Genomic DNA, 25,114 nt, shown 5'->3' with positions numbered 1-25,114 from the left:
GTTATCTAAAGGAGCCGACATGGCGACAGCCGTCGTACCCGCGGCGCGTGAGACGTCGATGCGCAATCCCTGGCCCACGGTGGTCTCCCTGGCGTTCGCGGCCTCCATCGCCGCCCTCCAGAACACCGCGGTGGTCCCGTTGCTTCCCGTGCTGCAGCGGGAGCTGCACGCCTCGCTCTCGGCCGTGAGCTGGACGCTCACCATCAGCCTTCTGGTCGCCGCGGTCTCCACGCCGCTGCTGTCGCGCTTCGGCGACATGTACGGCCGGCGCCCGATGATCCTCGGCGCGCTGGGCCTGCTGGTGGTGGGCTCGGTCATGGCGGCGCTGGCCACGTCGCTGACCTGGTTGATCGTCGCCCGGATCCTGCAAGGGGCGGTGTCCGCGCTGGTCCCGTTGTCGATCGGGGTGGTCCGCGACCTGCTGCCCAGGCAGCAGCTCGCGACCGGCATCGGCGTGCTGAGCGCGACGATGGGGTTCGGCAGCGGCGGCGGCATGATCCTGGCCGGGCTGGCCGCCGGTGACTACCACCTGGTGTTCTGGATCACCGGCGGGATCTCGGCGGTGGCCGTCGTGATCCTGGCCTTCCTCGTGCGGGACGTGGCGCCGGCCGGCAAGGGCCGTCCCGACCTCGCCGGGGCCGCGCTGCTGACCGCCTGGCTGGTCGCGCTGCTGCTGGCGATCAGCGAGGGCGGCTCGTGGGGCTGGACGTCGCCCGGCGTGCTCGGCCTGTTCGCCGCGGCCGCCGTGCTGGCCGTGGTGTGGGTGCTGGTCGAGCGCAGGGTGGCCGAGCCGCTGGTCGAGATGTCGATGCTGGTGCACAGGGGCACGATCGGCGCGACGGTCTCCTCGATGCTGCTCGGGTTCTCGTTCTTCACGATGCTGACCGGCATGTCACAGTTCGCCCAGGTTCCGAAGGCGACCGGCTTCGGCTTCGGCGCCTCCACCCTCCAGGTCGGGCTGTTCCTGCTGCCGAGCACCCTGTTCATGCTGGTCATCTCGCTGTTCGCGGGGCGGATCATGCGCCGGTTCGCCGCCTCGTTCATGGTGGCGACGGGCGCGGGCGTGACCGGGCTCGCGGGGGTGTGGCTGGCGTTCGAACACGGCACCCCGGCCACCCTGTACGTGGCCTCGTCCCTCATGGGCATCGGCCTCGGCATCGGCTACGCCGCGCTGGGCACGATGGCCGTCGAGCACGTCGAGCCGTCCAGGACCGCGCTGGCCGCGGGGGTCAACGCGCTGGTGCGCATCGTCGGGGGCAGCGTGGCGGGCGCGGCCATCGCCGCGATTCTGGCCGCGCGCCCCGGCGTCCTGGGCTTTCAGTGGGTGTTCGGCACCGCCGCGGCGGCCGGGCTGGTCGCGGCGGTGTTCGCCACCGTCTACGGAATGCTGAACAGCCGGGCCGTCACAGCGCCTTCAGTCCACTGATCACTTCCAGCAGCACCTTGGCGTCCGGCGCGGGGGGCGGCAGCTCGACCTGGACGAGCTGCCGCGCGTGCAGGTCGCCGACCAGCACCCGAACCACGCCGATGGGCAGGTTCAGCTCGGCGGCCACGTCCACCAGCCGGGTCGGCTTGGTGCACTTCTGCATGATGATCAGGTGCTCGGGCCCGAGCCCCACCGGAGGCGTCAGCCCGCCGGCGGTGACGATGACCGCGATGAGGTCGATGGCCTCGCTCGCGGGCACCGTACGGCCCCTGGTCAGCAGGTAGGCCGGGACGATCGGACCGGCGTCCTCGTCCAGCCAGCGCTCGTCACTCACTTGGCACCACCCGCATCACAGGCCGGGCGGGCTCCTTCACGTCGGCCTCCGGTTCCGGATCGGCGACGTGCTCAGCCGGGATCAACACGATCGCGGTGGTCCCTCCATATGGTGAACCGCGTAGCGTCACGCGGATGTCGTGCCTGGCGGCCAGGCGGGAGACGACGAAAAGCCCCAGCTTGTCGCTGTCGGCCAGGTCGAACTCGGGTGGGCTGGCCAGCCGCTCGTTGAGTTCGGCCAGCTCCTGGGCACTCAGCCCGAGCCCGCGGTCCTCGACCTCGAAGGCGAAGCCGCGGGCGGTCTCCTCGCCGCGCACGATGACCTGCGTGTGCGGCGGCGAGTAGACGGTCGCGTTCTCGATGAGCTCGGCGACCAGGTGGATCACGTCGCCGACCACCGGCCCGGCCAGGCGCTGGCCGGACATCGGCTCGACGGTGACCCGGCGGTAGTCCTCCACCTCGGCCGTCGCGCCGCGGGCCACGTCGAGCAGCGGCACCGGCTTGCTCCAGCCGCGGCCCGGGGTGGCGCCCGACAGGATGATCAGGCCCTCGGCGTGGCGGCGCATGCGGGTGGTCAGGTGGTCGAGGCGGAACAGGTCGTCCAGGGCCTCGGGGTCGGTGGCGCGGTGCTGCATGTCCTCCAGCTGGATGCGCTGGCGATGCAGCAGGGCCTGCGAACGCCTGGCGAGGTTGCGGAAGACGTGCCCGACGCCCTCGCTGAGCTGCGCCTGGCCGATCGCGGCCTCGACGGCGGTCTGCTGGACGGTGGAGAAGGCCTGGCCGACGTCGCCGATCTCGACCGTGCTGGTGGCCACCGACAACTCCGGCATCTCCACCCTCTCGCCCTTGCGCAGCTTGGCCACCACGTGCGGCAGCCGCTCCTGGGCCACCTCCAGCGCGGCGAGCCGGAGCGCGCCCAGCTCCTTCGACAGCCGGTTGCCCATCCGGATCGAGAACACGATCGACACGATGACCAGCAGGAAACACGTCCCGGCCAGGATGAACGCCCGCGACAGCACCTGGTCGGCCACGGGGTCGGCGCGCGCGTTGAGCAGCGTGCTGGCCCGCATGAGCGACTCCGCGTACGTCTTGGAGATCGACTCGGTGGTGCTCAGCCAGCCGCGCGGCGGCACGGCGCCGGCGATGATCCGGTCCTCCATCAGCCGCATGCGCTGGTAGACGGGGGAGGTGACGAGGGAGACCTGGGTGTCGCGCAGGCTCGGGTCCAGCTCGCCGAGCCCCTGGTCGATGAGGAAGCGCCGGTTGCCGACGATCTGGGTGAACTGCCGGCGTTCCGACGGCGTGACCGGGCCGAGCGCGATGGCCTGCTCCCTGGTCAGCAGCTCCTTGGCGTAGCCCAGCTCGATGATCACGCGGGACTGCTCATAGATCGGGATGTCGTCGATGAGCGCGACGCGCCGGTGCAGGCCGTAGAGGGAGTCGATCACGGTGTTGTACGCCTCGCCGGCGAGCAGACGGTCGGACAGGCCGTCGTCGATCTCACCCCGGATCGCGTCGAGCCTGCCGAGCTGCGTGTACACCGCGTCCACCTGCGTACGGATCTCTTCCGATCGGTCCTTGGAGTTGCTGGAGAGCTTTCTGAACTCGTCCCTGGCGGCGTCGGTGCGGGTGCGCTGGTCGGCCACGTCCTTCTGGGAGGCGGCCCGGCGCAGCAGCTTGGCCGAGGAGAGACGCTCGTGCTGGAGCTCGCTGATCAACTTGTACGCCGGATGGCGGAGGTTCGTCCAGAGTGTCTTGTACTGGCGCAGCTCCAGGCTCTCGCCGGCGGTGACGGCGGTGATCACGCCCCACAACACGACCATGGAGGTCAGAGGCACGAGTAGTAGTCCGATGATCTTCATGCGGATCGTCCGGCTACGACCCATGGCACCTCACTCCGGTCGGTCCCCTGCTGGCAACCCCGGACGGGACAAGCCCAGAGGATAGCAATTCGATCACCCAATTGCCCAATTTTTCGGGACTTTTGGACATGTGTCCGTGATCTTGCAGTAGGTTTCCCCCAAATCGGTTACAGAGGGAGATGCGTTGCGCCGTCGTCTCGCAGCGGCCGCCGCGCTGGCGCTTCTGTCGGCCTGTTCCGGGCCCACGGAGGTCCCCCGGCCCCCCGCCGCCGAGTCGGTCTTCGTGTACGCGCAGAACCTGGACGTCATCTCCGACTGGGACCCCGCGAGCTCCTACTCCAACGAGCTCATCGCCTTCCAGAACGTCTACGAGACCCTGACCCTCTGGAACCCCTTCACCAAGAAGTCGGCCCCCCGCCTGGCCACCTCCTGGCGCTCGACGCCCGACGGCCGCACCTGGACGTTCACGCTGCGCCAGGGCGCCACCTTCCACACCGGCCGGCCGGTGGACGCCGCGGCGGTCAAGGCGTCGATCGAGCGCACGATGAAGACCGGCGCGGGCGCGTCCTACATCTGGGACGCCGTCTCCTCCATCACGGCCGAGGATCCGAACACGGTCACCTTCGCCCTGAAGTACGCCGTGCCGCTCGACCTGGTGGCCTCCTCCGGGTACGCGGCCTACATCTACGACACGCAGGCGGCGCCCGACCTGCACTCATGGCTCGGCGCGGGCAGGGACGCCGGGTCGGGGCCGTACACGGTGGCGGCCTGGCATCCGGGCCAGGAGGAGGAGCTGACGCTCAAGGCGTACCCCAAATACTGGGGCGGTTGGGACAAGCCGCACTACAGCACGGTCAAGTACCGCGTCGTGCCGGACCCCGACCGCGCGTGGCGGATGCTGGCCCGCGGCGAGGTGAGCTTCGTGGACCGGCTCAGCCCCCGGCTGTTCGCCAGGGCCGCGGTCACGCCGGGGGTGCGTACCAGCGAGCGGGACTCGTACCAGACGGCCATGCTGCTGTTCAACACCGCGAGCGGCCCGATGAAGGACGTGCGGGTGCGCCGCGCGGTGCAGAAGGCCGTCGACTACCGCGGCCTGGTCAGGGCGCTCAGGGGCGCGGTCGCGCCGGCCGGCGGCATCGTCCCGGAGGGGCTGACCGGCCACGTCGCCGGCCGCGCGCCCCGGCAGGACCTGGCGGGCGCGGCGGCCCTGCTGGGCCGCGCCGGGTACGGGCCCGCCGGCCGGCCGCTGCGGCTGCGGCTCACCTACGCGCAGGGCGACCACGACCAGCGGCTGCTGGCCACCAGCCTGGCGGCGGAGCTGAAGCGGCTGAACGTCACGCTCGACGCCCGCGCCATGTCCTGGAACGCCCAGTGGCAGCAGGGCAGGAAACGCGGCCAGGACATCTTCGTCATGTACTGGTGGCCCGACTACCCCGACGGCTACTCGTGGTTCGGCAACGTCTTCCGCGGCGGCGAGCCACCGGTGTTCAACCTGGCCTACCTGCGCGACAGGACCCTGGACGAGCTGCTCGAAGGGCTGCCCGAGCTGAGCGTGACCGACAAGGAGGCCGCGCAGGCGGCGTACGAGCAGGCCACCGGACGCGTGCTCGACGTGCGGGCCGCCGCGGCGCTGCCCTGGGTGGTGCGGTACCAGCGGGCCTACCTGGGCGGCGTCCAGGGGTACGACGACAACCCGGCCTACCCCGACGTGGTCTTCGCCTACGAGCTGCGCCCGTCCGGCTGAGCCGCCTCCGACGCCGCCTCGGACGCCGCCTCGACGCGCGCACGCAGCCGCGTCCTGATCTCCTCGGGCGTGTACGCCCGCCGCCTGCGTTCGGCGCGCGCGATCACCACCCCTGTGGCCGCGACCCCCGCGATTCCCGCCAGACCGAGCATCTTCCACCAGCGCATGTGCCTAGGCTAGCGATGTGCTGACTCTCGACGAGGCCGTCAAGGTGACCAGGACCGGCGATCTGTGGATCTTCCGCGGGAGGTCCGTGCCCGACCGGGCCATCCAGACGATGACCAACAGCCCGGTCAACCACGTGGGCATGGCGATCGTGATCGAGGACCTGCCGCCCATGATGTGGCACGCCGAGCTGGGCAAGTCGCTGCTCGACCTGTGGGCGGGCACCCACCAGCGCGGGGTCCAGCTGCACGACCTGCGCGACGCGGTCACCGTCTGGGCCGACCGCTACGGCCAGCGTCCCTGGCTGCGCCAGCTCGAACCGCAGGCCACCCCCGAGATGGAGGACGCCGCCCTGCGCGTGGTCGCCCGGCTCGACGGCACCCCGTTCCCGTCCACCGCCCGGCTGGCCGCCCGCTGGGCCAGGGGCCGGGTCCCGCGGCGGGCCAGGAAGGAGGCCACGCCGGAGAGCGCGTACTGCGCGGAGGTCGTGGCCGTCACCTACGAGGAGATGGGCCTGCTGCCCGGCGGCCGGCGTCCCAACTGGTACGACCCGGGCAGGTTCTGGAGCGGCGACGACCTGGAGCTGCTGGCCGGCCGCCGCCTCGGCCACGAGATCACCGTGGGAGTGCCGCGTACGCGGGCCTGACCCTGGCCAGCGGGATCGTCACCACGACGAGCGCGGCCGCCAGCACGAACCCCAGCCGGTAGCCGGTGTGCCCGAGCACCAGCCCGAACCCCGTCGCGCCCACGCCCATCCCGGCGTCGTAGGCCAGGTTCCACAGGGCGCTGACGCGGGCCGGCTCGCCGCGCTGGAGCATCACCGTCAGCGTCGCGTTCTGCAGCACCCCGAACCCCGCCCCGAACAGCGCCATCCCGGCCACGACCGCTACGGGAGCGGTCGTCCACGCCTGCAGCGCGGTGCCCGCGGCGGCGGCGAGCAGGCCCGGCACGAGCAACCTGGCCGGGCCGTGGCGGTCGCCGAACCGGCCCGCCCACCAGCGGGCCGCCGGCGTGGCGAGCGACTGGGCGAGCAGGGCCGCCGAGGCCAGTCCCGGCGAGCCCGCCAGCGGCAGGAACGTCACCAGCACGCCGACGGAGACCGTGACCGAGGCGAAGACCAGCATCGGCGCGGCCAGCCCGCCCGTCCGCCCGCCCGTGCCGGTCGTGACGGGCCGGCCGGCGGGCAGGCCGGTCACCGCCACGAGCCCGGCCAGGGGCAGCAGCCCGGCGACCACGAGGACGGGCGCGAACCCGAGCACGTCGGCCGCCCACAGGCCCAGCGGCAGACCGGCGACCGAAGGCACGCCGACGGCCAGGCCGTACAGGCCGAGCCCTTCACCGCGGCGCTCGGCGGGCACCAGGTCCGCGGTGAGCGCGGTGCCGGCGACCACGAGCACGCCGAGGCCCGCGCCGCGCAGCAGGGACACGGCCAGCACCACGGGCAGCTCCGCCGACAGCGGCAGCAGCAGGGCGGGCAGGCCGAGCAGGACCAGGCCGAGCGCCATCGCCGCGCGGTAGCCGTGCCGCGACAGCAACCAGGGGACGGCCAGCTCGGCGAGCACCGTGGACAGCATCATCGCGCCGGTGGCCAGGCCCGCGCCGGACGCGCCGGAGCCGCCGGTCGCCGCGTACAGGGGGACGGTGGAGAACAGCAGGAAGAAACCGAGCATCCCGGTCACCGAGGCGGCCATCATCAGGCTTAACGAACGCGTCATCACGCCTTCGACGATGACAAATCCCGTTCTGGGTGGGATCGGGCATGATGCGTAGCCGCCTCTTCATAATGAGGGGTGTGTTCGTGGGACGTGAGGCCGAACTGGGCCGGCTGGCCGCCGCGTGGGCCCGTACCCCGAGCGCGGTGCTGGTCGTGGGTGAGGCGGGGATCGGCAAGTCCAGGCTGGTCGCGCGGTTCGCCGGTGACGTGGACGCGCTGGTGGCCGAGGGCGGGGCCGATCCGGGCGGGCCGGCGTACGCGCCGTTCGTGCCCGTGCTGCGCCGCCTGGTCAGGGAGTACGGCGCCGGGCTCGTGCCGGGCGGCGGGCGCAAGGGGCTGGCCTGCCTGCTGCCCGAGCTGGGGGAGCTGGACGACACGCCCGACCTGGGCCGGGCCCGGCTGTTCGAGGAGGTGCTGCTGCTGGTCGAGCGGGCCGCCGAGCGACGTCCGCTGGTGATCGTGCTGGAGGATCTGCACTGGGCCGACCAGGCCGCCCGCGACCTGCTGGCGTACCTGCTGCGCAACCTGACGCGGCCCGGCGCGATGGTCGTCGCGACCTCGCGCGAGCCGCTGCGGCTGCCCGGCGCCGAGGTGGTCAGGGTGCCGCCGCTCGGCCGCGACGAGGTGGCCCGCCTGCTCGGCCGCGACGACGTCGACGCGATCGTGGCGCGCAGCGAGGGCAACCCGCTGTTCGCCGAGGCGCTGGCCGAGGCGGGCGACACGACCCCGGCCTCGCTGCGCGAGCTGCTGCTCGCCGGGGCCGAGAAGCTGCCGGGGCCCGGTCTCGACGTGCTGCGGATCGCCGCCGTGGCCGGGCGCAGGACGCCCCACGAGGTGCTGCGCCAGATCGCCGGGCTCGACGACCTCGCGCTCGACGAGGCGCTGCGGCCGGTCGTCCGCGCTCGGCTGCTGCTCGTGGACGGCGACGCCTACGTCTTCCGGCACGCGCTCATCCGCGAGGCCGTCTACGACGACCTGCTCCCCGGCGAACGCCGCCGCCTGCACGCCCGTTGCGCCCCCGCCCAGCCCGAGCTGGCCGCCGACCACTGGCACGCCGCCGGCGACGGCCCGCGCGCCTTCGTGGCCGCCTGGCGGGCCCGCAGATGGGACCTGGTGCTGGAGCTGTGGGCGCACGCGGACGGCCAGGACCACGCCCAGGTGCTGGAGGACGCCGCCAGGGACGCCCTGCGCGCCGGCGACGCCCACCGCGCCGACGATCTGGCCGGCCGGGCGCTCGCCGAGGTCGCCGACCCGCTGCGCGCGGCCCACCTGCTGGAGCTGCGCGTCGCCATCCGCGACCTGCACGGCGAGGAGGGCCTGGACGACCTGCGCGAGGCCGTCCGGCTGGCCCCCCGCGAGTCGCGGCTGCTCGGCGCCCTGGCCTGCACGCTGGCCTGGCACGGCCAGGACGACGAGGCCCGCGCCCGCGCCGAGGAGGCGTACGCGCTGGGCGACGCCAGGTCCCTGGTCACCCTGGCCGCGCTCGCCGCGCTCGACGACGACCTCGCCACCGCCTCCGCCCTGTACGCCCGCGCCCGGATCAGCGCGCCCGACGACGACACGCTGCTCGTCTCCTACGCCGGCGAGGCCGACGCGCTGGAGGCCGCCGGCGAGCACGCCAGGGCCGAGGCGGTCGCGCGGCGCGGCATCGCCGAGGCCGCCCGGCTGGGCCTGGCCCGCTCGCGCGGCGCCCACCTGGCCGCCAACCTGGCCGAGCCGCTCGCCTCGCTGGGCCGCTGGAAGGAGGCCCGCGAGGTCGCCGCCCCCGCGCTCGCGCTCGACCCGCCGCCGATCTACCGCGCCTGGATCCTGCTCGTGCTCGGCACGGTCGCGGTGCAGGAGGGCTCGCTGTCGGCGGCCGGCGCGCTGCTCGCGCAGGCCAGGCCGCTCATGCGCGGGCGTTCCCGCGGCTACGACTCCTGCCTGGAGCCCGACCTGCTCGAATGCCGCCTCGCCGAGGCCGGGGGCGACCTGGACCGGGCACGCCGGCTGGTCGACCACGTGCTGGCGGAGCACGACCTGAGCCGCAGCCGCCGCTACGCCTGGCCGCTGCTGGCCCTCGCGGCCCGCATCGGACGGGTGCGCGCCGCGCCCCCGGGCCTGCCCACCGTCGGACGGCTGCAGGAGGCGTACCGGGCCACGTTCGAGGCCGAGCTCGGCGGCTCGTGGGCGGACGCGGTGGCCGCCTGGCGAGCCGTGGGGCAGCCGTACGGGCTGGGGCGGGCGCTGGTCGGCGCGGCCGAGCGGGACCCGGCGCCGGCCCGCGAGCCGCTGCGCGAGGCCCTGGCCATCGCCGCCGCGCTCGGCGCGGAGCCGCTGCGGCGGCAGGCGGAGGCGGCGGCGGCCACCGCCCGGGTGACGCTGTCGGCGACGCCGGGGCTGTCGGCCCGCGAGCTGGAGGTGCTCGGCCTGGTCGCCGAGGGCCTGAGCAACCGGCAGATCGCCGAGCGGCTGTTCATCTCGGCCAGGACGTCCGGCGTGCACGTGTCGAACATCATGGCCAAGCTGGGCGCCGCCTCGCGCGTGGAGGCCGCCGCCCTCGCCCGCCGGACCGGCCTGATATGAACTCCGGCATGACCACCGTGAACGTCGCCCTCATCGGCGTGGGCAACTGCGTGTCGTCCCTCGTGCAGGGCGTCGAGTACTACCGCGACGGCGAGGCGCCCGGCCTGCTCAACCCCGTGTGCGCCGGATACGCCGTCTCCGACGTGCGGTTCACCGCCGCCTTCGACGTCGGCCGGGCCAAGCTCGGCCTGGACCTGTCACAGGCGATCTGGGCGCGGCCGAACAACTCCCGCCGCTTCGCCGACGTGCCCTGCCTGGACGTGCCGGTGCGCGAGGGCATCCTGGCCGACGGCGTCGGCGAGGGCTCGGCCGAGCTGGTCGAGCCGAGCGGCGCCGCGACCGTCGCCGACGTGGCCGCCCACCTGCGCGAGACCGGCTCCCAGGTGGTGGTGAACTTCCTGCCCACCGGCGCCCAGCGCGCCACCGAGCGGTACGCCGAGGCCGCGATCGAGGCCGGCTGCGCGTTCGTCAACTGCATGCCCGCCGTGCTCGCCCGCTCCGAACGGTGGCGCGACCGCTTCGCCGCGGCCGGGCTGCCGCTGCTCGGCGACGACCTGAAGAGCTCCTTCGGCGCCACGCTCGTGCACCGGGCGCTGGTCGACGCCCTGACCGCGAGCGGGGTGCGGCTGCGCGACGGCCACCAGCTCCTGGCCGGGGGCAACATGGACTTCGTCAACCTCCAGGACCCGGCCAGGATGGCCGGCAAGCGGGCCACCAAGGCGTCCGGCGCCGGCACCTCCACCCACGTCGGCGCCCAGTACCTGCCCTTCCTCGACGACCGCAAGATCGCCTTCATCCGGCTGGAGGGCGAGGGGTTCGGCGGCTCTCCGCTGGAGGTCGAGGTGCGCATGGTGGTGGAGGACTCGCCGAGCGCGGCGGGGAACGTCCTCGACGCCGTGCGCCAGGCCAAGGCCGCGCTCGACGCGGGCGCGGGCGGCTTCCTGCGAGACGTCTCGGCCGCCCTCATGAAGGCGGTCTGACCACGGACGACGGGACCGGCCGTGGCAGGCTAGGAGGATGCGCCTGGCGACCTGGAACGTGAACTCGGTCAAGGCACGGCTGCCGCGCCTGCTCGACTGGCTGGCCGCGACCGAGCCCGACATCGTCTGCCTGCAGGAGACGAAGTGTCCCGCGGAGTCGTTCCCCGTGGCGGAGGTGGGCGAGCTCGGCTACGCCGCCGCCGCCCACGGCGACGGCCGCTGGAACGGCGTCGCCGTGTTGTCGAGGGTCGGGCTGGAGGAGGTGACGCCGAGCTTCCCCGGCGAACCGGGCTTCGCCGAGCTCGACGGGGTGGGCGCCGCCCGTCCCGAGGCCCGCGCGCTCGGCGCGACCTGCGGCGGCCTGCGGGTCTGGTCCCTGTACGCGCCGAACGGCCGCGCGGTCGACTCCCCGCACTACGCCTACAAGCTGGAGTGGTTCGCCGCGCTGCGGGACGCGCTGGCCGAGGAGGCCGGCTCGCCGCTGGTGGCCTGCGGCGACTACAACGTGGCGCCGACCGACGCCGACGTCTGGGACCCCGCGCTGTTCGCCGGCTCCACGCACGTCACCCCCGCCGAACGCCGCGCGCTGGCCGAACTGCTCGACCTCGGCCTGCGCGACGTGGTGCCGACGCCGATGAAGGGGCCGCACCCGTACACGTACTGGGACTACCGGGCCGGGATGTTCCACCAGGACAAGGGCATGCGGATCGACCTGGTCTACGCCAGCGCCGACGTCGCGGAACGGGTGCGGGGGGCGTACGTCGACCGCGAGGCGCGCAAGGGGAAAGGCCCCTCGGATCACGCGCCCATCGTGGTGGATCTCGACCCGATAAATTAATCAACAAACAGCTGCCAGACGAGTATCGTGAGTAACCAAATGTGCGGGGGCACGCTTCTTCTTCAACATCGAAAAGGGGGCCGTGTCGTGGAACCTGCCGATGGTCGTGTCATCCTGTTCGTCCTCATCGGGCTGGCCCTGTTCGCGCTCGGACGCCGCTTCCAGAACATGATCATGCTCAGGCAGGTCTGGAAGCAGACGCAGCGGCAGGTGACGGTGCGGCGGGAGACCGCGCACCACGCGGTGAAGGGTCTGGTCGCCGTCACCGCCGTCGCCGCATTCGTCATCTGGCTGGCGATCAATCTCAATCGGATAATGAGTTAACCGCCATTTAGCTGATTACCGCGATTATCCGGAACGGCGGCGGCGCAGGCCCCATGCGGTGAGCACGGCCAGCCCCGCCGCCGCCAGTCCGACCGAGCGGGTGAGCCGGGCGGCGCGCCGGATGTCCTTCACGTCCGGCCTGGGACCGTCGCCCATCGTGGGGCGGTGTTCCGTCCTGCCGCCGTACACGTTCGTGCCGCCGAGGGTGACGCCGAGCGCGCCGGCGAAGGCGGCCTCGCACCTGCCCGCGTTCGGGCTGGGGTGGCGGTGGCCGTCCCGCCGCAACATCCGCAGCGCTCTGACGGGGTCGTCGGCCAGCGCCGCCGTCAGCAGTCCCGTCACGCGTGCCGGTACGTAGTTCGCCACGTCGTCGAGCCGGGCCGCGGCCCAGCCGAACCGTTCGTAGCGGGGGGAGTGGTGGCCGATCATGGCGTCCAGCGTGTTGACCGCCCGGTAGGCCAGCAGCCCCGGCACGCCCGCCACCGCGCCCCAGAACAGCGGGGCGACCACGGCGTCGGAGGTGTTCTCCGCCAGCGACTCCACCGTCGCCCTGGCCAGCTCGGGCGCCTCCAGCCTCGCGGGGTCGCGGCCGCACAGGTGGGGGAGCCTGGCCCGGGCCCGCCGGAGATCGTCCTGCTCCAGGGCCTCGGCCATGTGCACGCCTTCGCGGGCGAGTGTCGTGCCGCCGAGCACGGCCCACGTGGCGAACGCCGTCACCGCCGTGCGGACGGCCCGGTCGCCGCTCCTCTGGGCCAGCACGCCCAGGGCGGCCGCGCCCCCGACGCAGATCCCGACATGGACCACCCCGCGCCACCTCGTGTCGCCGTACGACGACTCCTCCAGCTTCGCCGCCGCCCGTCCGAACAGGGCGACGGGGTGGGCCGAGCTGCGCGGATCACCGAGAACCTGGTCGAGTGCGACACCGAGCGCGAGACCTAGCGGGTCATACCAAATGGGCATGAAGTTCATCTTCGTGCACATCCAGCCACGCTGCCGCCCGGCGGATGCGTTCCCCGGCGCCGCCCGTCCACATCTTGGCCCAGTTCCCGCCGGCCCGGGCGCGGGTGCGCATGACGTCGTAGGAGCGGTGGAAGCGGAGCCTGGACAGTTCGAGCAGCCGCCGGCGTTCGCGGGGCGCGAGGCCGTAGGCGTCGCAGAACAGGCGGATCCTGGCCCCGACGTCAGCGTCGCGCTGGAGGGGGTGGCGGTCGACCGGGTCGGCGATCGGGGCCCAGTGGCGGAGGGTGGTGACGATGTCGAACAGCCGGGTGGTGGGCCGGGCGAGGTCGAAGTCGATCAGCGCGACGGGGGTGACTGCGGCGGTGTCGGTGTCGTGACGGAAGATCACGTTGTCCGGCGTCAGGTCGCAATGTCCGATGACCTCCGGCGCGCGGTCGTCGTTCGACCCGCCTTCCCATCCGCCGGCGTCGAGCGGGAACCCGGCGGTCGCGTCGTGGAACTCCCTGACCAGTCGCGCCAGGTCGACCAGGAACGCGTCCGTCGAACCGGACCGGCACAACCCGCTCCGCCCAGGGACGTACGTGAGGATCTCGCGCCCTAAGCCGTCCGTTCCCAGGACTCGCGGCGCACCCCCGAACCCGGCTGCCTCAAGGTGTCTGAGCAGGGCGTGCACGGCGGGCGTGGCCGGACCGACCGGCCTGCGCACCGTGTCACCGACGCGCACCACCCCGTCTGTCACGTCCCCGCCCTGCAGGGGAATCTCATGCAGGAGCGTCGCGACCATGCCACAACAGCTTAGCCCCATTTGCCCCACGGCCGCCTGCCCTTTACCCCCGCCCCCTCCCTCCCAGCCCTGCTCCTCTTCCCCTCCTTCCGGCAGGTCCTCCTTCCGGCAGGTCCTTCTCCCGGCTTCGGGCCGCCCTGCCCCGCCGTACCGGTCTCCTCACCCTCGCCCTCGTCCCGAACCCACCACCCGACACCTTGGCGACCGACGGACGCTGACCGCGCAGGATCCCGAACCCGTGCCTTTCGCGAGCCTGTGCAGTGTCGCGAGCCTGTCCCGAACCCGTGCCTTTTCGCGAGCGTGTGCAGTGTCGCGAGCCTGTCCCGAACCCGTGCCTTTTCGCGAACCCGCGCCCTTTCCCGAACCTGGGCTGTGTCGCGAGCCTGTGCCCTTTCCCGAACCTGGGCTGCGTCGCGAGCCTGTCCTCGAAGTCGCCGGGTCCCTCGAATTCCGCGGCCGAGTGTCGTACCGCCCCCGCCCCCCAGCCACCCCCTAGCCTGAGGAACCGTGCCCATCCTGCTTTCCTTGGCGGCCTTCCTCATGACGCTGCTGGGCGGGCTGGTCGCCGACCGCGTCAGGAACAACCGCCACCTCGTGCTCGGCGCCGCAGCAGGCGTGATGCTCGGCGTGGTGGCCTTCGACCTCCTCCCAGAAGCCCTCACCCGGGACGTCGTCGACGTGCTCGGCGTCCCGCTCCCGATGCTCATGTTCGCCCTGGCGTTCCTCGGCATCCACATCGTCGAACGCTCCATGGGCATGCACGACGCGCACGAAGGCGACTACGCCGCCCACCGCCACGCCCGAGCCGGCGTAGGCGTCACGGCCGGATCCGCCCTGGTCGTCCACAGCCTCCTGGACGGGGCCGCCATCGGAGCCTCCTACCAGACGGACGCCTCGCTCGCCGTCGCCGTGGCCATCGGCGTCATCGCCCACGACTTCACCGACGGCTTCAACACGTACACGATCACATCGCTGTACGGAAACGCCCGCCGCCGCGCCCTCACCCTCCTGGCCCTGGACGCCCTCGCCCCCGTGATCGGCGCCACCCTGACCTTCCTCATCGCCATCCCGGCCCACGTCCTGACCGCCTACCTGGGCCTTTTCGCCGGATTCCTCCTCTACCTGGCCATCTCCGACATCCTCCCGGAGGCCCACACAACCAGACGCGCCACCGGCTGGACCCTGGCCGTCACGGTCACGGGAACCCTCTTCATGTGGCTGGTGATCGCCCTGTCGGCCTGACACGACCAGAACGTGTGCGTGACAAGTCGCCGGATCATGCACAATAAGGCAGGAGCGCCCTTAGCTCAGCTGGATAGAGCACCGGACTTCTAATCCGACGGTCGCAGGTTCGAATCCTGCAGGGCGCGCTTTGATCATGGCCTGACCTGCGATAACGCGGCGTCGGATGCGTTCTAGAATTTTCGTCTAGCGGTTGCGTGCTCCGTGCGTGCTCGGTTGCACCAACCCTGCACACACCATGATCATCCGCCATCCGGGGCCGGCCCGGGAAGAGTAGCGGCCCCGCCTGGCCGCGAGCAGGCGGCGCATGCGGGGCCGGATGCTTAATCCGACTGTCAGCTCCTCAATGAGACGACTCTCCCGGTCTCGGTCTGCTCTTCCTTGCCGAACAGCAGGGCCGCGGTCTTCTCGGCCGCCGCGGTGGCCACCTGCGGGTAGACAGAGGTGTAGGTGTCGGCGGTGAACGCGCTGGAGGTGTGGCCCAGCGTTTCCTGCACCACTTTCATGTCCACTCCGGCCGCCAGCATCAGCGAGGCGGCCCCATGGCGGAGGTCGTGCAGCCGGATGGGGGGCAGGCCGGCCAGATAAGCCAGCCACAGGAACTGGTCGGAGACGTGCTGGGGGTGCAGGCGAGTGCCGTCAGGCTGGGTGAAAACGAACCCGCTGTCGACCCATGCCTCGCCCATGGCCAGGCGTTCCTGCCGTTGCTGCTGCCGGTGGGCGCGCAGGACTTGGGCTGTGTCGCTGTCCAGGGCGATGGTGCGTACTGAGGCGTCGGTCTTCGGGGTGCCTTCGTGGACCTGCCAGGCCAGCTGCACCAGCTGCCAGTTCACCGTCAGACTGTGGCCGTTGAGATCGACCTCCTTCCAACGCAGCCCGCATGCTTCGCCCCGCCGTAGCCCGCGCAGCGCGACCAGCTGATACAAGGCGAACAGCCGGTGCTGTCGTGCTTCTTCGAGGAACAGCCGGGTCTGGGCGGGTGTCCAGACCATGACCGGGGAGGGGCGCGGCACGCTGGTGTAGGCGTCGATGGGATCGACCCGCCGTCCGCCCCGGCGCTGCTTCTCCGCCCGGCGGTAGGCGGAGAAGTCCTGCTGCCAGGCGTGGACCCGGTCCTCGGTCCACACCAGTGGCTTGGGCCGGACGTGGGCGGGCATCTCCAGTACGGCGGCGGGGTTGAAGTCGATCAGCCGGTCCTGGCGCATGGCCATGTTGAGCGCGTGGCGGAGGGTGGCGCGGATGCGGTGCATGGTGGCGATGCTGATCGGCCGCCGGAACTTGACGCTCTCACGCACCTTCGGGTCGGGGTCGGCGCGGCGTTCGGCGATGGCGTCGTTGAACTCCTCGATCTGCTCGAACATCAACGCGATGTCGCTGACCTTGAGCTGATCCAACCGCAGCCGCCCCAGATACGGGGTGAGGTAGAGGCGGATGTGGCTTTCGTAGGAGCGGCGGGTGGTCTCCTCGATTCTGCGCTTGCGGTGGAGGAACTCGGTCAGCCACTGCTCGACGGTGATCTCCTGGGTCAGATGCTGTCCGGACTTGATCTTGCGGCGGACCGTCTCCAGGGTCGGAAGTGTGTCGGTCTCGGCCAGCGTGCGCTTGATCAGGTCGGCGATCTGGGTGCGAGTGGCGGGCTCGTGCGGATCGGCCAGCGCCAGCAGGTCACGCACCTGACCGAGTTCGGATTCTGCGGCGTCCTGCGAGGCGAAGCCGCCGCGGCGCAGCGGCCCGCGCCGCTTACCGTCCGCGGTGGGCGGGAGTTCGATCTGGTAGTTCCAGATGCCGTGCCGGTAGCTCCACCCACCACCAGGACGGCGCAGCTTGGGGCATTTCTGCCCAAGCACCTTGCCGTCATCGTCGCGGCACGAGCAACGTTTGAACGTACGTCCCTCAGCCATCGTGTGTCCTGTCTCCTTCTCTTCGGGTGCCGTTCGATCGAGCCGACGCTGCGGCGAGCTGGGCGCGGTCGGGCCGCGTTCGGCACGGTGCCGCTACCGACCGCACTGATCGCAGGGCGGATCCAGGTAGGTGTCCCGTATCGAGCGCTGACCCCGGGGCGATCCTGTCGGTCACGGTCGGCGCTAGCTGGATGGGGTAGCGGCACACCCTCGGTCGCGGCCGTGTGGCGTAGCACGGGGCGTGTCGCGGCCATCCGGTCCGGCACGATGCGGTGGGCATGATCACGCGAGCACGCCCGTGAGGATCGCCCCACCGCGTTCAGGACCGTGTCGGACAGGGCGTATCGACGCCCACCTGGGTGGCAATGGTCAAGCCGAATCCGACGGTTACCGCCCGCCCGGGACGCTGCCGGTCTCCCCCTTGCCGCGCGGCCATCTGGCCGCATATCGCCTCTGGCGGGCGTCTCAGAGCAGACTGCTCTGATGTGCAGGCATGCCGTCATCCGCACGGGAGAAAGGCAGCCGTCTACCCGGAACCAGCTTCGAAAGGCCGTGCGGCCGATGATGACGAGTCTTATCGGGCAGCGGTCGGGCGCCGCCCATGTGCTGAACGATGCGGGCGAGGGCGGCTGCGTTGCATGGCGGGATGACGCGGTTCGGTTGTGTGGCGCTGTGGCGAGGTATTGGTGTCATGTGAGTGCGGCCCAATCAGCCGGGCCACCTGCTCCCTGTCACCTTTCCAAATACCTATGATCGGCCCCGAGTCTGGACATCAGGCGAAGCAAAGGTCCGGCCATGATTACCGGACAAAAGCGCGCGCATCAGCGCGCTCATGCGCCGTGATCAGCAGCAAGGCGACAGCCGCATGGGCAACGGTGCTGAGGTATGCGGGGGTGCCTACAGCAATACGAGGGCACCTGACGCCTGCGGATTATGAGTCGGTTCCCTCAGTGTCGCTCAGTGTTGCGGAGTGTCATTTTGTATCGCAGTGGATGGGATTCTCCCCGCCGTCGTGTCGGGAAGTGCTGATAGACGCCGTGCTGTATCGCATACACGCGAGCAACCATCGAGCAACCATGCGTTCTTGAACATCGCCAATATGGGCTCTTTGTCCTTTCTCGCCACCGCTATTTGCCGTGACGAGGCCTCGACTATGACGGCAGCCGAACGCGGACGAGCAACCACCGAGCAGCGATGGGTATGCGATATGCCTCCTCTCGCCGGGGTGCCTTGTAGCCGCTTCGGAAGCGATGTAAGGCCTACTTGACGTGCATGAATGTGATTCTCGACAGGTGCGAGGCGGCGAACGGTGGGTAAGCGATGGACACGACGTACTCCCGCGGTCACGGCCCGTTTAGAGCACGAAATCGTATTTCGAGCGGGACAGGGGTGGGTGTGTTCAAGTAAGTTCTCGAGGTATCGGAGTGCCGGTCGCCCGTCTTCTTAATCACCACGTCCTGAGTGTCAGTCGCTCCACCAGCTACACGTAGGCATTTAAGGAGAAGCCCGACAGCGACGGGCAGATCGCAGCCGACGTACCCGCCCCACACCCCAGACTCGACTGACGTCACTACCGGTGGAGATCATGGCCTGAGACGCCGATACAGCCGGGCGATGCGGCCGTGAAGGCGTTCGCTGAAGTACTCCTGCAGGTCTCTGCGGTCGCGTGCCCGATTGTCGGCGATTTCGCGGGCGGTGTAGCGGCGGCCCCACCGAACCGCGCCGTCCCTGATCCAGTAGTGGGAGCGGCAGGGCAACCCCCAATTGCCTATCGAGGGGCACAGGGAGATGTTCTGCCCGTTGTAGGTGAGCGTCCACTGTGCTGGGGACAACGGAGTGACGACCTCCTGGCCACAACCGCAGGCACACAAGTGTCCGCAGGTGGCATAGGGGATCGAGACGTAAAGCACTCCGCGCTCCATTTCCGGGGGGAAACTCTCAACGAATTCTGGGCGCAAAAACGCGACAGCGGTCACGGGAGATCCTCGTTGGCGATCTCGTTGGTGATCAGCGAGTAGGTCGTGAAGGACTCGTCGGTTACGTCTGAGTAGATGCCGAGGTGGCGTTTCCAGCGGCCGACAGCGAGAAGCGCGTTAAGCGCGTTCAGGTCGCTGGTCTGGATGTTGCGTCCGTAGTCGTCATGTTCGGGAGCTGGGGGCGGGATCCGGCGGCGAGCTTGACTACGACGTCCCGGCAGGCTGGTGGAGACCCGCAGTAGACCTGTTAGCCGGCCGTCGATCTCCTCGACGCCCATGCCGACATCGATGAACGGCACGTCGTGAGCCTCCAGCCAGTCCATGATCGTCGCCTTGCTCGGCGCATCGTCCGAGGCGAGGAACACGAAGGTCGCCCCGGACAGAACCTCGAGGTTGTCCTCATCAAGGTAGTGCTCGTAGGCGGCGACGCCACGGTGCATCCGAGAGTAGACCGACGCGAAGTAGGCGGCCTTGTTCGGGCGTTCGCGCAGCGTCTCCAGCGACGCCGCGCCCGGCGCTCGGAAGGCGTTGTGATTGTCGAAATGGTCTCCGTCGATGAGGAGGATCGACTCGACCTCGCTCTTGGCGACCTGATCCAAGATATAGCCGCCAGTGCCGCCGAGCCCGATGATCGCAACGCGGTGGCCACGGAAGCGGCGGTGGACCGCCGCGAGCCCGGCCCGCGAGGTGGCGGTGTCACGGTAGACGAATGGCGAGTTGTCATCGACCTCCTGCCAGGCCGCGCCTGGGGTGGCCGTGACCGTCTTGTCGAGCGCCTGGGCCTGGTCGGCGATCATCCGGGTGTAGGCCGTGACCTTCGTGTACTGGTCGGGGTAGCCGGACGGCCCGGGCTTTGAGGACAGCATGAAGTCTGCCTGGATGCCGTCGGCGATCACTCGGACCTCGGGAGCAACCATCGGCAGCCTGCGGCCGTGCTCGTCGCATGGTGCCGACCCTCCGAACCAGATCCGGTGGTCGGTGTCGCTGACAACCCGGTCTCCGCTGATGATGACCGGGTAGGCCAGAAACCCGTGTTGCACTGTCCCGGCCTCTGTGACGTAGGGAATGTGCCGGACGATCAGGTGCCCCGCCTGCACCACGACCTCGTAGCCGTCGTCGAGCAGGCGGGACAGGTCCGGGTCACGAACGAGAGGTGCGGACGACATCGAAGACCATTCCGTTCTTGACGCTCACGCTGTGGCCAGCGGTCAGGCTGCCGGCCCCGTGCCCGTCGTGACCGCGACTGTACCGGACGGTGTAGGTGTCTTGGTCGGTCGGCGGCTGGCCCGGGTAGGCGAGTTCGACGGCCTGCTCAAAGGTGATTGTCTTCTCCCGCCAGGGATGCGAGCGGGTGTTGACGATGATGGTGACGGGCGGGCGCCCGTGGTCCTCCTGGGACATCGGTATCTCCTGTGGCGCGCGGCGGGCCAGCCCACATCTGCGCCAAATGTAGACCGATGCTCGAAGTTTCGAGCACTGGTACTGTAGCAGGAGTGAGCGACATGTGGAGCAGTGGAAGAAGTCAGGGGCGCCCGGGATGAGCGATAGTCCTGGTGTAGACGTCAAGGCGCTACACGCGGCCCTGGATGCCGCGCGCGCAAAGGAAGGCTTGTCGTGGCGGCAGTTGGCCAAGGAGATTGGCGTGTCAGCGTCGACGATCTCTCGTATGGCCAACGGGTTGAAACCAGACGTCACGGCATTTGCGGCGATGACGACCTGGCTGCGGATGCCAGCCGAGTCATTTTACGTGGACCCGATGCGGTCGGACGCGGAGGAGCCGGAACTGGTAGCTTCTCTCGTCCCCCTGCTGCGGGCACGTCGTGATCTCTCAGAGAAAGACGTGGCCTACCTGGAAGAGGTCATCGCCGCTGCAGCCCGACGGTTCCAGGTCGAACGAAAAGGCCAGGAGGGTTGAATGACCCGTGGTGGGTGGACGCAACTGCGGATGCGTGAGGTCGTGCTCGAAGAGCGAGAAGGACTTGGACTGAGCCCGACTGACCCGCTCGATCCATATGCGCTGGCCAAGGCCCACGGGATCCCCGTCTACGGACTTGAGGACCTGCTCGCCCACGGTGTGAGCCATGAGGCTTTCAGCCACTTCACCATGGGCAACTCGACTGTGTGGTCGGCAGCCCTGCTACCGCTGGGCACGGCGCGTGTCATCGTGGAGAACGAGTCCCACGCCCGTGTTCGACGGCGTTCGAACATCGCGCACGAGCTTGGTCATTTCCTGCTGGAGCACCCCTTCGACAACGTGATCCTGGGCGAGGACCACAAGCGGCAGTTCGACGAGAAGCAGGAGAAGGAGGCGACCTTCATGGCCGGTGAGTTGCTGATCCCGCTCGCTGCAGCCGAACGCATGGCCTTCCACGGCTGGGACAACGCGCGTGTTGCCGAGGCGTATGAGGTGAGTACTCAGTTCGCGCAGATGCAGATGAAAGGCCAACGTGTGCGGGCGGAACGAGCTGCGCACAAGTATGGCTTCGGCAAGTCGGAGACCGGTTCTTCGTCCTACTCGTAGTCTGCCGGATCCGAGGAGGGCTCGGCTCCTGCGCGAAGCTCGGGCCCTCCATCCAATTTGGGGCACATCAGGGCCTCCAAGAACCCGGACCGGTCCAATTACCTGATGGTGTTGGTTCCCAGGACCTCATCGAGAGTGGTTCTGTTCGCCACCGCTTTCACGCCTCGTTGGGCTTCAAATGGATAGAGGTGCTTTTGCTATCGCTGGCGGGGGATTGTCTGTCGGGCCTACCCAGGCCAGGTGGTCCTGTAGTCGAAACAAGCCGCGCGAGCACATGCCCTGATCCCGGTGTTCACTGCCTTCTGCCTCGAGTCTCACCCGCTGGCTGTCTCCTGTACCGTGCAAGCTGGTCGAATTGGTCCCGACGTTCATTGGCCGGCAGGCTCTCCAAGAAGCGCCTCAGAGCCTCGTATAGTTCCATAGCCTCACGGCGCTTACCCTGGCTATTCGCGCGTTTGATCATGTCGGCTAGGATGGATGCCTGATTCTCGTGGACATCCACCGCGTTCGCCTTCTTTGATGGGCGAGTTTGACTGCTGCTGGTTTGCTGGGCTTTCTTTGTCGGCTTCGGAGCCACTCTGGGCCCGTTGGTCTTTTGGCCCTTGCCCATTTGCTTGCGGGCCTGTATTTGCTGGCGTCGGGTGAGCTGGGGGATGAGTTCTTCCAACTCCGCTCGCAGCTTGGCCTCTGTCGCGTCGTTGGAGGAGAGTCGCGCCTGCTTCAGCTCTGCGAGCAGGGCGATCGCCTTATTCCAGAGGGAGTCTTGGGGGAACTGCTTCTCGACGACTTTCACTTCGGGTTCATCATGGAACAGTGGTGATAAGTCTTGGGCGTGGATCGTCCAGGTGAGGCTGCGCTCGTTCGGTTGGCTGTCGGCGATGCAAAGCGCTGGGCCCACGATCTGATAGGGGCGTCCGATGCTCAAGCTGCTCGTCGCTCTGGGAAGCCTCACCTGAACGATCTCGACTGGAAGGGTGGCGAATGGGCAGGAGATTTCAGCCTCGATGGTCTGGCCATCCGAAGTTCGGGGCGAGATCGTCAGTAGATTAGTGCTCAATGGGAAGCCTGTGAGCGGTATCTCCGCTCGGTGCTGTTCCGCTGTGACCGGAGACGGTGACTTCACGTTTGCGCTGAGGCTTTGGGAGGTTTCTCGGCGGCGGCGCATTTCGGCCAGCCGAGGGGTCCAGAGGTGTCCCTTCTCATCGATCTTGCAGTCGGCGAGATCGGCCCAGAGTGGAATTTTGCCGCCTTCCTTGAGCCCGACCTGGACGGTGCGATGAAGCCCTTCTTTTCGGCAGGACACGGTGAACGCGTAGCCTGTTCGTTTGATCATCTGCCTGGCGAGGGTGACGTGTGGGGCGAACAGCCACTCGACCCTCTTTCGGCGTCGGTGGAGCTCCTGGTCGCGTTGTAGCCAGTAAGTCTTCGGATTTTTCCGCAGATCGTCGCGGAGAGCGACCGCGATCAGCAGACCCGCGGTGGTCTCGATGGTCAGGCCTGTGCAGGCCCCGCCTTGTCGGGGCACCGTTCCTTCCAGCGTCACCGCCTTGACTCGATGACCGTGCCGTCTCAGCCATTCCATGAGTGCGCGCCTGATGTAAAGATGATCCGCACTCGCGTCGTTGTTGCTAGAGCGCCTGCAGTTGACGGGACCGTCTGAGCCTTCTGGATGATGAGCGAAGTGGGGCACCCGCGTGGACCCGATCCGGGTATAGAGCTCTCTTCCGCAACCTCCTAGCCATTCGCCGCAGAAGAACCGGCGTGTGCTGTAGTTGGATCGGAGGAGGATCGCGTCAGCTCGTTCGAAAGGCATCACGATCGGTTCGTGCGAATCGGGCGAGCCGAGCACTGCGGTTTGGACCTTGCGTTTATCCGTCATCAACACCAGTCCGGAGAAGAAGGACCTACAGTGCGAAAAGAGTACAAGACCGGGACAGTGGCCAACAGATCGCCACACATGTACTCAAGCGTAGGCCCCCTCGCCTCGTCACCCCTGCATATGACCCCTTCGATGACGAGCTCTCCATGCGGCGTTCGAAGGAATCCGGCTATTCTCTATGTGGAGGCGATGTGATGTCTTTGTACGGTCGTGACGACGAGACTTGGGAGCAGCTCACAGAAGCCGGGCTGAAGTTTCTGATCGAACGCGCACGGCTCCGAAAGACGACGTCGTACACGGAGCTGAACACCGTACTCGAGCGCCGAACCGGTATTTCTGGGTTCGACTTCAGCCGGCAGGACGACCGGGCGGCCATGGGGCATCTGCTTGGGCGAATCGTGGAGCGGAACCGTCCAGCGAGTGGCCTGATGATCTCAGCGCTGGTGATCTACCTGGATGGCAACAACGCGGGCGGTGGCTTCTACAGCCTCGCCGCCGACCTCGGACTTATTCCGCGCAAGCCGTCGGCTAGGCAGAAGGAGGAGTTCTGGGTGGGCCAGCTCAACAGACTCTACGAGTATTACGTGCCCATGGCGGGTGACGGCGGCTCTGCCTGAGCGGCCCGTCGAGCCTGGATGGCGCGGTGGCGCTTGCCTCGGCAGGGACTGCTGGTGACGATGACGACCTGCTTGCAGCTCGTGCGCCTGGCTCCGTTTACGACGTGTAAGACGAGCTCGTACGCGGTTGGCTGCGTGCCGACCAGCGCGTAACCCGCTCATGGGGAGGGGATAGTGGCGATCAAGGACTCTGCTTTGAGGGGCTATCTGCTCGAAGAGTCGCTGGCCTGGCTGCTGCGCTCAAGCGGGTACCGGCTGCTCGTCCACGAGAACCAGGACCCCGTTGAGCTGGTCACAGAGGGGGAGACACTTCGGGTACGCGGAAGGGGTGCGCTCCATCAAGTAGACGTGCTCGGGGAATTCACGTTCACCCCGGCGTTCTCTATGCCCGTGCGGCTGTTCCTCGAGGCCAAGTACTACCAGGACCGATGCGGCCTGGAGATCGTACGAAATGCCCACGGTGTGGTGCACGACGTGAACGAGAACTTCATGACCGACCAGAGAAGGGGGCCGCGCCAGCGGTACAAGTACTTGTATGCCCTGTTCTCCGCGAGTGGCTTCACCGCGGACGCCCAGAAGTACGCGCTCGCACACCAAATCTCCTTGGTGGACCTCTCCGGCGCTTCCTTCGCCTGGCTGCTCGGCCATATTGGAGCCACGGCGTCGACCTTGTGCATGGCACAAAAGCACCTGACGAAGCCAGCGCGGTTTCCGGTGACCTGGATGCGTGCGGAACTGCGGCGCGCTCTGGGGACCTCGCCGCTGGATCTGTTGCCTCCCGCCGTTGTGGCGGGCGGGATGTTCAAGCGGGCGGCGAGTGCTGCGGTTAGTGAGTTCGCCACTGTGCTGCGGCGGCGTAGCGAAGCCGAGTTGCTGCTGGGTTTTCCTTCCGCGCCGTTCATTTTGCCGTTGGCTTCGGAGGATCATCGGCGGTTTCTGGAGTACGCGGAGGAGAGGCCGGATCATGCGGTGCGGATCAGGCGGCGTGGCATGGGAGCCGCGGCGGAGTGGACCCTGTCACCTGTCGATGCCGTGGGCGCCTACGAGTTGACCTTCAAGCTGCCGGAGCATATCGAGGAGTGGATCAGCAGCATCGGGGAGCATGAGCGCCGTCGTACGGTACAGGTCAAGGAGAAGTTCCTGTCCGCGATCACGCTCTATCGGGTGAACGGCGGGGGAGTACGCACCTACCAATTGCGGTACGAGTCGAGCTCGCTGTCCCGATCCGGTATCGCGACGTAAACCAGATTGCCGGCTCCGGCGACGCATGTTCACGACGCCGG

The 25,114-nt window shown here is 69.1% G+C and carries 23 protein-coding genes, 1 tRNA gene and 1 pseudogene; 13 read left to right on the top strand and 12 right to left on the bottom strand.

Going from position 1 to position 25,114, the window contains the following annotated elements; all coding sequences use genetic code 11:
- Window positions 1-19: 19 nt before the first annotated feature.
- Window positions 20-1,426, top strand: coding sequence for an MFS transporter (locus AB0J46_RS11605; protein ID WP_364329744.1), 1,407 nt, complete (start codon window positions 20-22; stop codon window positions 1,424-1,426).
- Here AB0J46_RS11605 and AB0J46_RS11600 read toward each other — a convergent pair.
- Together AB0J46_RS11600 and AB0J46_RS11595 are read right to left on the bottom strand one after the other, a co-directional pair.
- Entirely contained in the window at window positions 1,404-1,760 is a 357-nt protein-coding gene (locus AB0J46_RS11600) for a DUF742 domain-containing protein (RefSeq protein WP_352328721.1), read from the bottom strand. The genes AB0J46_RS11605 and AB0J46_RS11600 overlap by 23 nt on opposite strands.
- Window positions 1,753-3,597, bottom strand: a complete 1,845-nt coding sequence (locus AB0J46_RS11595) for a nitrate- and nitrite sensing domain-containing protein (protein WP_364329741.1) — start codon at window positions 3,595-3,597, stop codon at window positions 1,753-1,755. Before AB0J46_RS11595 ends, AB0J46_RS11600 begins: the two co-directional genes overlap by 8 nt.
- A gap of 208 nt (window positions 3,598-3,805) precedes the next feature.
- Here AB0J46_RS11595 and AB0J46_RS11590 point away from each other — a divergent pair, with 208 nt between their 5' ends.
- A complete protein-coding gene (locus AB0J46_RS11590) occupies window positions 3,806-5,365 on the top strand; it encodes an ABC transporter substrate-binding protein (RefSeq protein ID WP_364329738.1) in 1,560 nt (519 codons plus the stop codon).
- Here AB0J46_RS11590 and AB0J46_RS11585 read toward each other — a convergent pair.
- Window positions 5,341-5,532 (bottom strand): hypothetical protein, encoded by a 192-nt coding sequence (locus AB0J46_RS11585; protein ID WP_364329735.1) that lies wholly within the window; start codon window positions 5,530-5,532, stop codon window positions 5,341-5,343. The genes AB0J46_RS11590 and AB0J46_RS11585 overlap by 25 nt on opposite strands.
- 20 nt (window positions 5,533-5,552) lie before the next feature.
- On the opposite strand from AB0J46_RS11585, the gene AB0J46_RS11580 reads away from it, so the two are divergent.
- Window positions 5,553-6,176 (top strand): hypothetical protein, encoded by a 624-nt coding sequence (locus tag AB0J46_RS11580; RefSeq protein ID WP_364330940.1) that lies wholly within the window; start codon window positions 5,553-5,555, stop codon window positions 6,174-6,176.
- On the opposite strand, the gene AB0J46_RS11575 is transcribed toward AB0J46_RS11580, so the two are convergent.
- Window positions 6,145-7,245, bottom strand: coding sequence for an MFS transporter (locus AB0J46_RS11575; RefSeq protein WP_364329732.1), 1,101 nt, complete (start codon window positions 7,243-7,245; stop codon window positions 6,145-6,147). The genes AB0J46_RS11580 and AB0J46_RS11575 overlap by 32 nt on opposite strands.
- Window positions 7,246-7,322: 77 nt before the next feature.
- On the opposite strand from AB0J46_RS11575, the gene AB0J46_RS11570 reads away from it, so the two are divergent.
- The 4 genes from AB0J46_RS11570 to AB0J46_RS11555 all read left to right on the top strand — a co-directional run bounded on the left by AB0J46_RS11570 (window position 7,323) and on the right by AB0J46_RS11555 (window position 11,951).
- Window positions 7,323-9,809, top strand: a complete 2,487-nt coding sequence (locus tag AB0J46_RS11570) for an AAA family ATPase (RefSeq protein ID WP_364329730.1) — start codon at window positions 7,323-7,325, stop codon at window positions 9,807-9,809.
- Window positions 9,810-9,817: 8 nt separating this feature from the next.
- Window positions 9,818-10,789 (top strand): inositol-3-phosphate synthase, encoded by a 972-nt coding sequence (locus AB0J46_RS11565; protein WP_364329727.1) that lies wholly within the window; start codon window positions 9,818-9,820, stop codon window positions 10,787-10,789.
- 37 nt (window positions 10,790-10,826) lie between these two features.
- Window positions 10,827-11,627 carry an exodeoxyribonuclease III gene (locus AB0J46_RS11560; RefSeq protein WP_364329724.1) on the top strand — a complete coding sequence of 267 codons (801 nt, stop codon included), beginning with the start codon at window positions 10,827-10,829 and terminating at the stop codon, window positions 11,625-11,627.
- Between the two features lie 87 nt (window positions 11,628-11,714).
- On the top strand, window positions 11,715-11,951 hold the full coding sequence (locus AB0J46_RS11555; protein ID WP_357978197.1) for a hypothetical protein: 237 nt from the start codon (window positions 11,715-11,717) through the stop codon (window positions 11,949-11,951).
- A gap of 24 nt (window positions 11,952-11,975) precedes the next feature.
- On the opposite strand, the gene AB0J46_RS11550 is transcribed toward AB0J46_RS11555, so the two are convergent.
- Window positions 11,976-12,911, bottom strand: a complete 936-nt coding sequence (locus AB0J46_RS11550) for a cobalamin biosynthesis protein (protein WP_364329720.1) — start codon at window positions 12,909-12,911, stop codon at window positions 11,976-11,978.
- Complete coding sequence (locus tag AB0J46_RS11545; RefSeq protein ID WP_364329717.1) at window positions 12,895-13,695, bottom strand: phosphotransferase; 801 nt, start codon at window positions 13,693-13,695, stop codon at window positions 12,895-12,897. Before AB0J46_RS11545 ends, AB0J46_RS11550 begins: the two co-directional genes overlap by 17 nt.
- 507 nt (window positions 13,696-14,202) lie before the next feature.
- Here AB0J46_RS11545 and AB0J46_RS11540 point away from each other — a divergent pair.
- A complete protein-coding gene (locus tag AB0J46_RS11540) occupies window positions 14,203-14,937 on the top strand; it encodes a ZIP family metal transporter (RefSeq protein WP_364329714.1) in 735 nt (244 codons plus the stop codon).
- A gap of 54 nt (window positions 14,938-14,991) precedes the next feature.
- A tRNA-Arg gene (locus AB0J46_RS11535) sits at window positions 14,992-15,065 on the top strand.
- Window positions 15,066-15,272: 207 nt separating this feature from the next.
- Here AB0J46_RS11535 and AB0J46_RS11530 read toward each other — a convergent pair.
- The 4 genes from AB0J46_RS11530 to AB0J46_RS11515 all read right to left on the bottom strand — a co-directional run bounded on the left by AB0J46_RS11530 (window position 15,273) and on the right by AB0J46_RS11515 (window position 20,215).
- Window positions 15,273-16,838, bottom strand: coding sequence for a tyrosine-type recombinase/integrase (locus tag AB0J46_RS11530; RefSeq protein WP_364329711.1), 1,566 nt, complete (start codon window positions 16,836-16,838; stop codon window positions 15,273-15,275).
- 1,583 nt (window positions 16,839-18,421) lie between these two features.
- Window positions 18,422-18,814 (bottom strand): DUF6527 family protein, encoded by a 393-nt coding sequence (locus AB0J46_RS11525; RefSeq protein WP_364329708.1) that lies wholly within the window; start codon window positions 18,812-18,814, stop codon window positions 18,422-18,424.
- The gene (locus tag AB0J46_RS11520; protein ID WP_364329705.1) at window positions 18,811-19,980 is read right to left on the bottom strand and encodes a ThiF family adenylyltransferase; all 1,170 of its coding nucleotides are present in this window, start codon (window positions 19,978-19,980) and stop codon (window positions 18,811-18,813) included. The genes AB0J46_RS11525 and AB0J46_RS11520 overlap by 4 nt, the downstream gene beginning before the upstream one ends.
- A complete protein-coding gene (locus AB0J46_RS11515; RefSeq protein ID WP_364329702.1) occupies window positions 19,955-20,215 on the bottom strand; it encodes a multiubiquitin domain-containing protein in 261 nt (86 codons plus the stop codon). The genes AB0J46_RS11520 and AB0J46_RS11515 overlap by 26 nt, the downstream gene beginning before the upstream one ends.
- Window positions 20,216-20,318: 103 nt before the next feature.
- On the opposite strand from AB0J46_RS11515, the gene AB0J46_RS11510 reads away from it, so the two are divergent.
- Window positions 20,319-20,729 (top strand): helix-turn-helix domain-containing protein, encoded by a 411-nt coding sequence (locus AB0J46_RS11510; RefSeq protein WP_364329699.1) that lies wholly within the window; start codon window positions 20,319-20,321, stop codon window positions 20,727-20,729.
- 30 nt (window positions 20,730-20,759) lie between these two features.
- On the top strand, window positions 20,760-21,335 hold the full coding sequence (locus AB0J46_RS11505; protein ID WP_364329696.1) for an ImmA/IrrE family metallo-endopeptidase: 576 nt from the start codon (window positions 20,760-20,762) through the stop codon (window positions 21,333-21,335).
- 292 nt (window positions 21,336-21,627) lie between these two features.
- Here the strand turns inward: AB0J46_RS11505 and AB0J46_RS11500 are convergent, their stop codons facing one another.
- Both AB0J46_RS11500 and AB0J46_RS11495 read right to left on the bottom strand, forming a co-directional pair.
- Complete coding sequence (locus tag AB0J46_RS11500) at window positions 21,628-22,878, bottom strand: hypothetical protein (RefSeq protein WP_364330964.1); 1,251 nt, start codon at window positions 22,876-22,878, stop codon at window positions 21,628-21,630.
- 30 nt (window positions 22,879-22,908) lie between these two features.
- Window positions 22,909-23,148, bottom strand: a pseudogene (locus AB0J46_RS11495) (competence protein CoiA family protein); the annotation flags it as partial.
- A 212-nt stretch (window positions 23,149-23,360) separates the two neighbouring features.
- Between AB0J46_RS11495 and AB0J46_RS11490 the strand changes: the two are divergent.
- Both AB0J46_RS11490 and AB0J46_RS11485 read left to right on the top strand, forming a co-directional pair.
- A complete protein-coding gene (locus tag AB0J46_RS11490) occupies window positions 23,361-23,831 on the top strand; it encodes a hypothetical protein (protein ID WP_364329693.1) in 471 nt (156 codons plus the stop codon).
- A 174-nt stretch (window positions 23,832-24,005) separates the two neighbouring features.
- On the top strand, window positions 24,006-25,073 hold the full coding sequence (locus tag AB0J46_RS11485) for a hypothetical protein (RefSeq protein ID WP_364329690.1): 1,068 nt from the start codon (window positions 24,006-24,008) through the stop codon (window positions 25,071-25,073).
- Window positions 25,074-25,114 lie beyond the last annotated feature (41 nt).

It is taken from the genome of Nonomuraea sp. NPDC049758, from assembly GCF_040674635.1.
GTDB lineage: Bacteria > Actinomycetota > Actinomycetes > Streptosporangiales > Streptosporangiaceae > Nonomuraea.
Note: the sequence above shows the minus strand (reverse complement) of the source record. Positions and strands in the feature narration are given on the sequence as shown.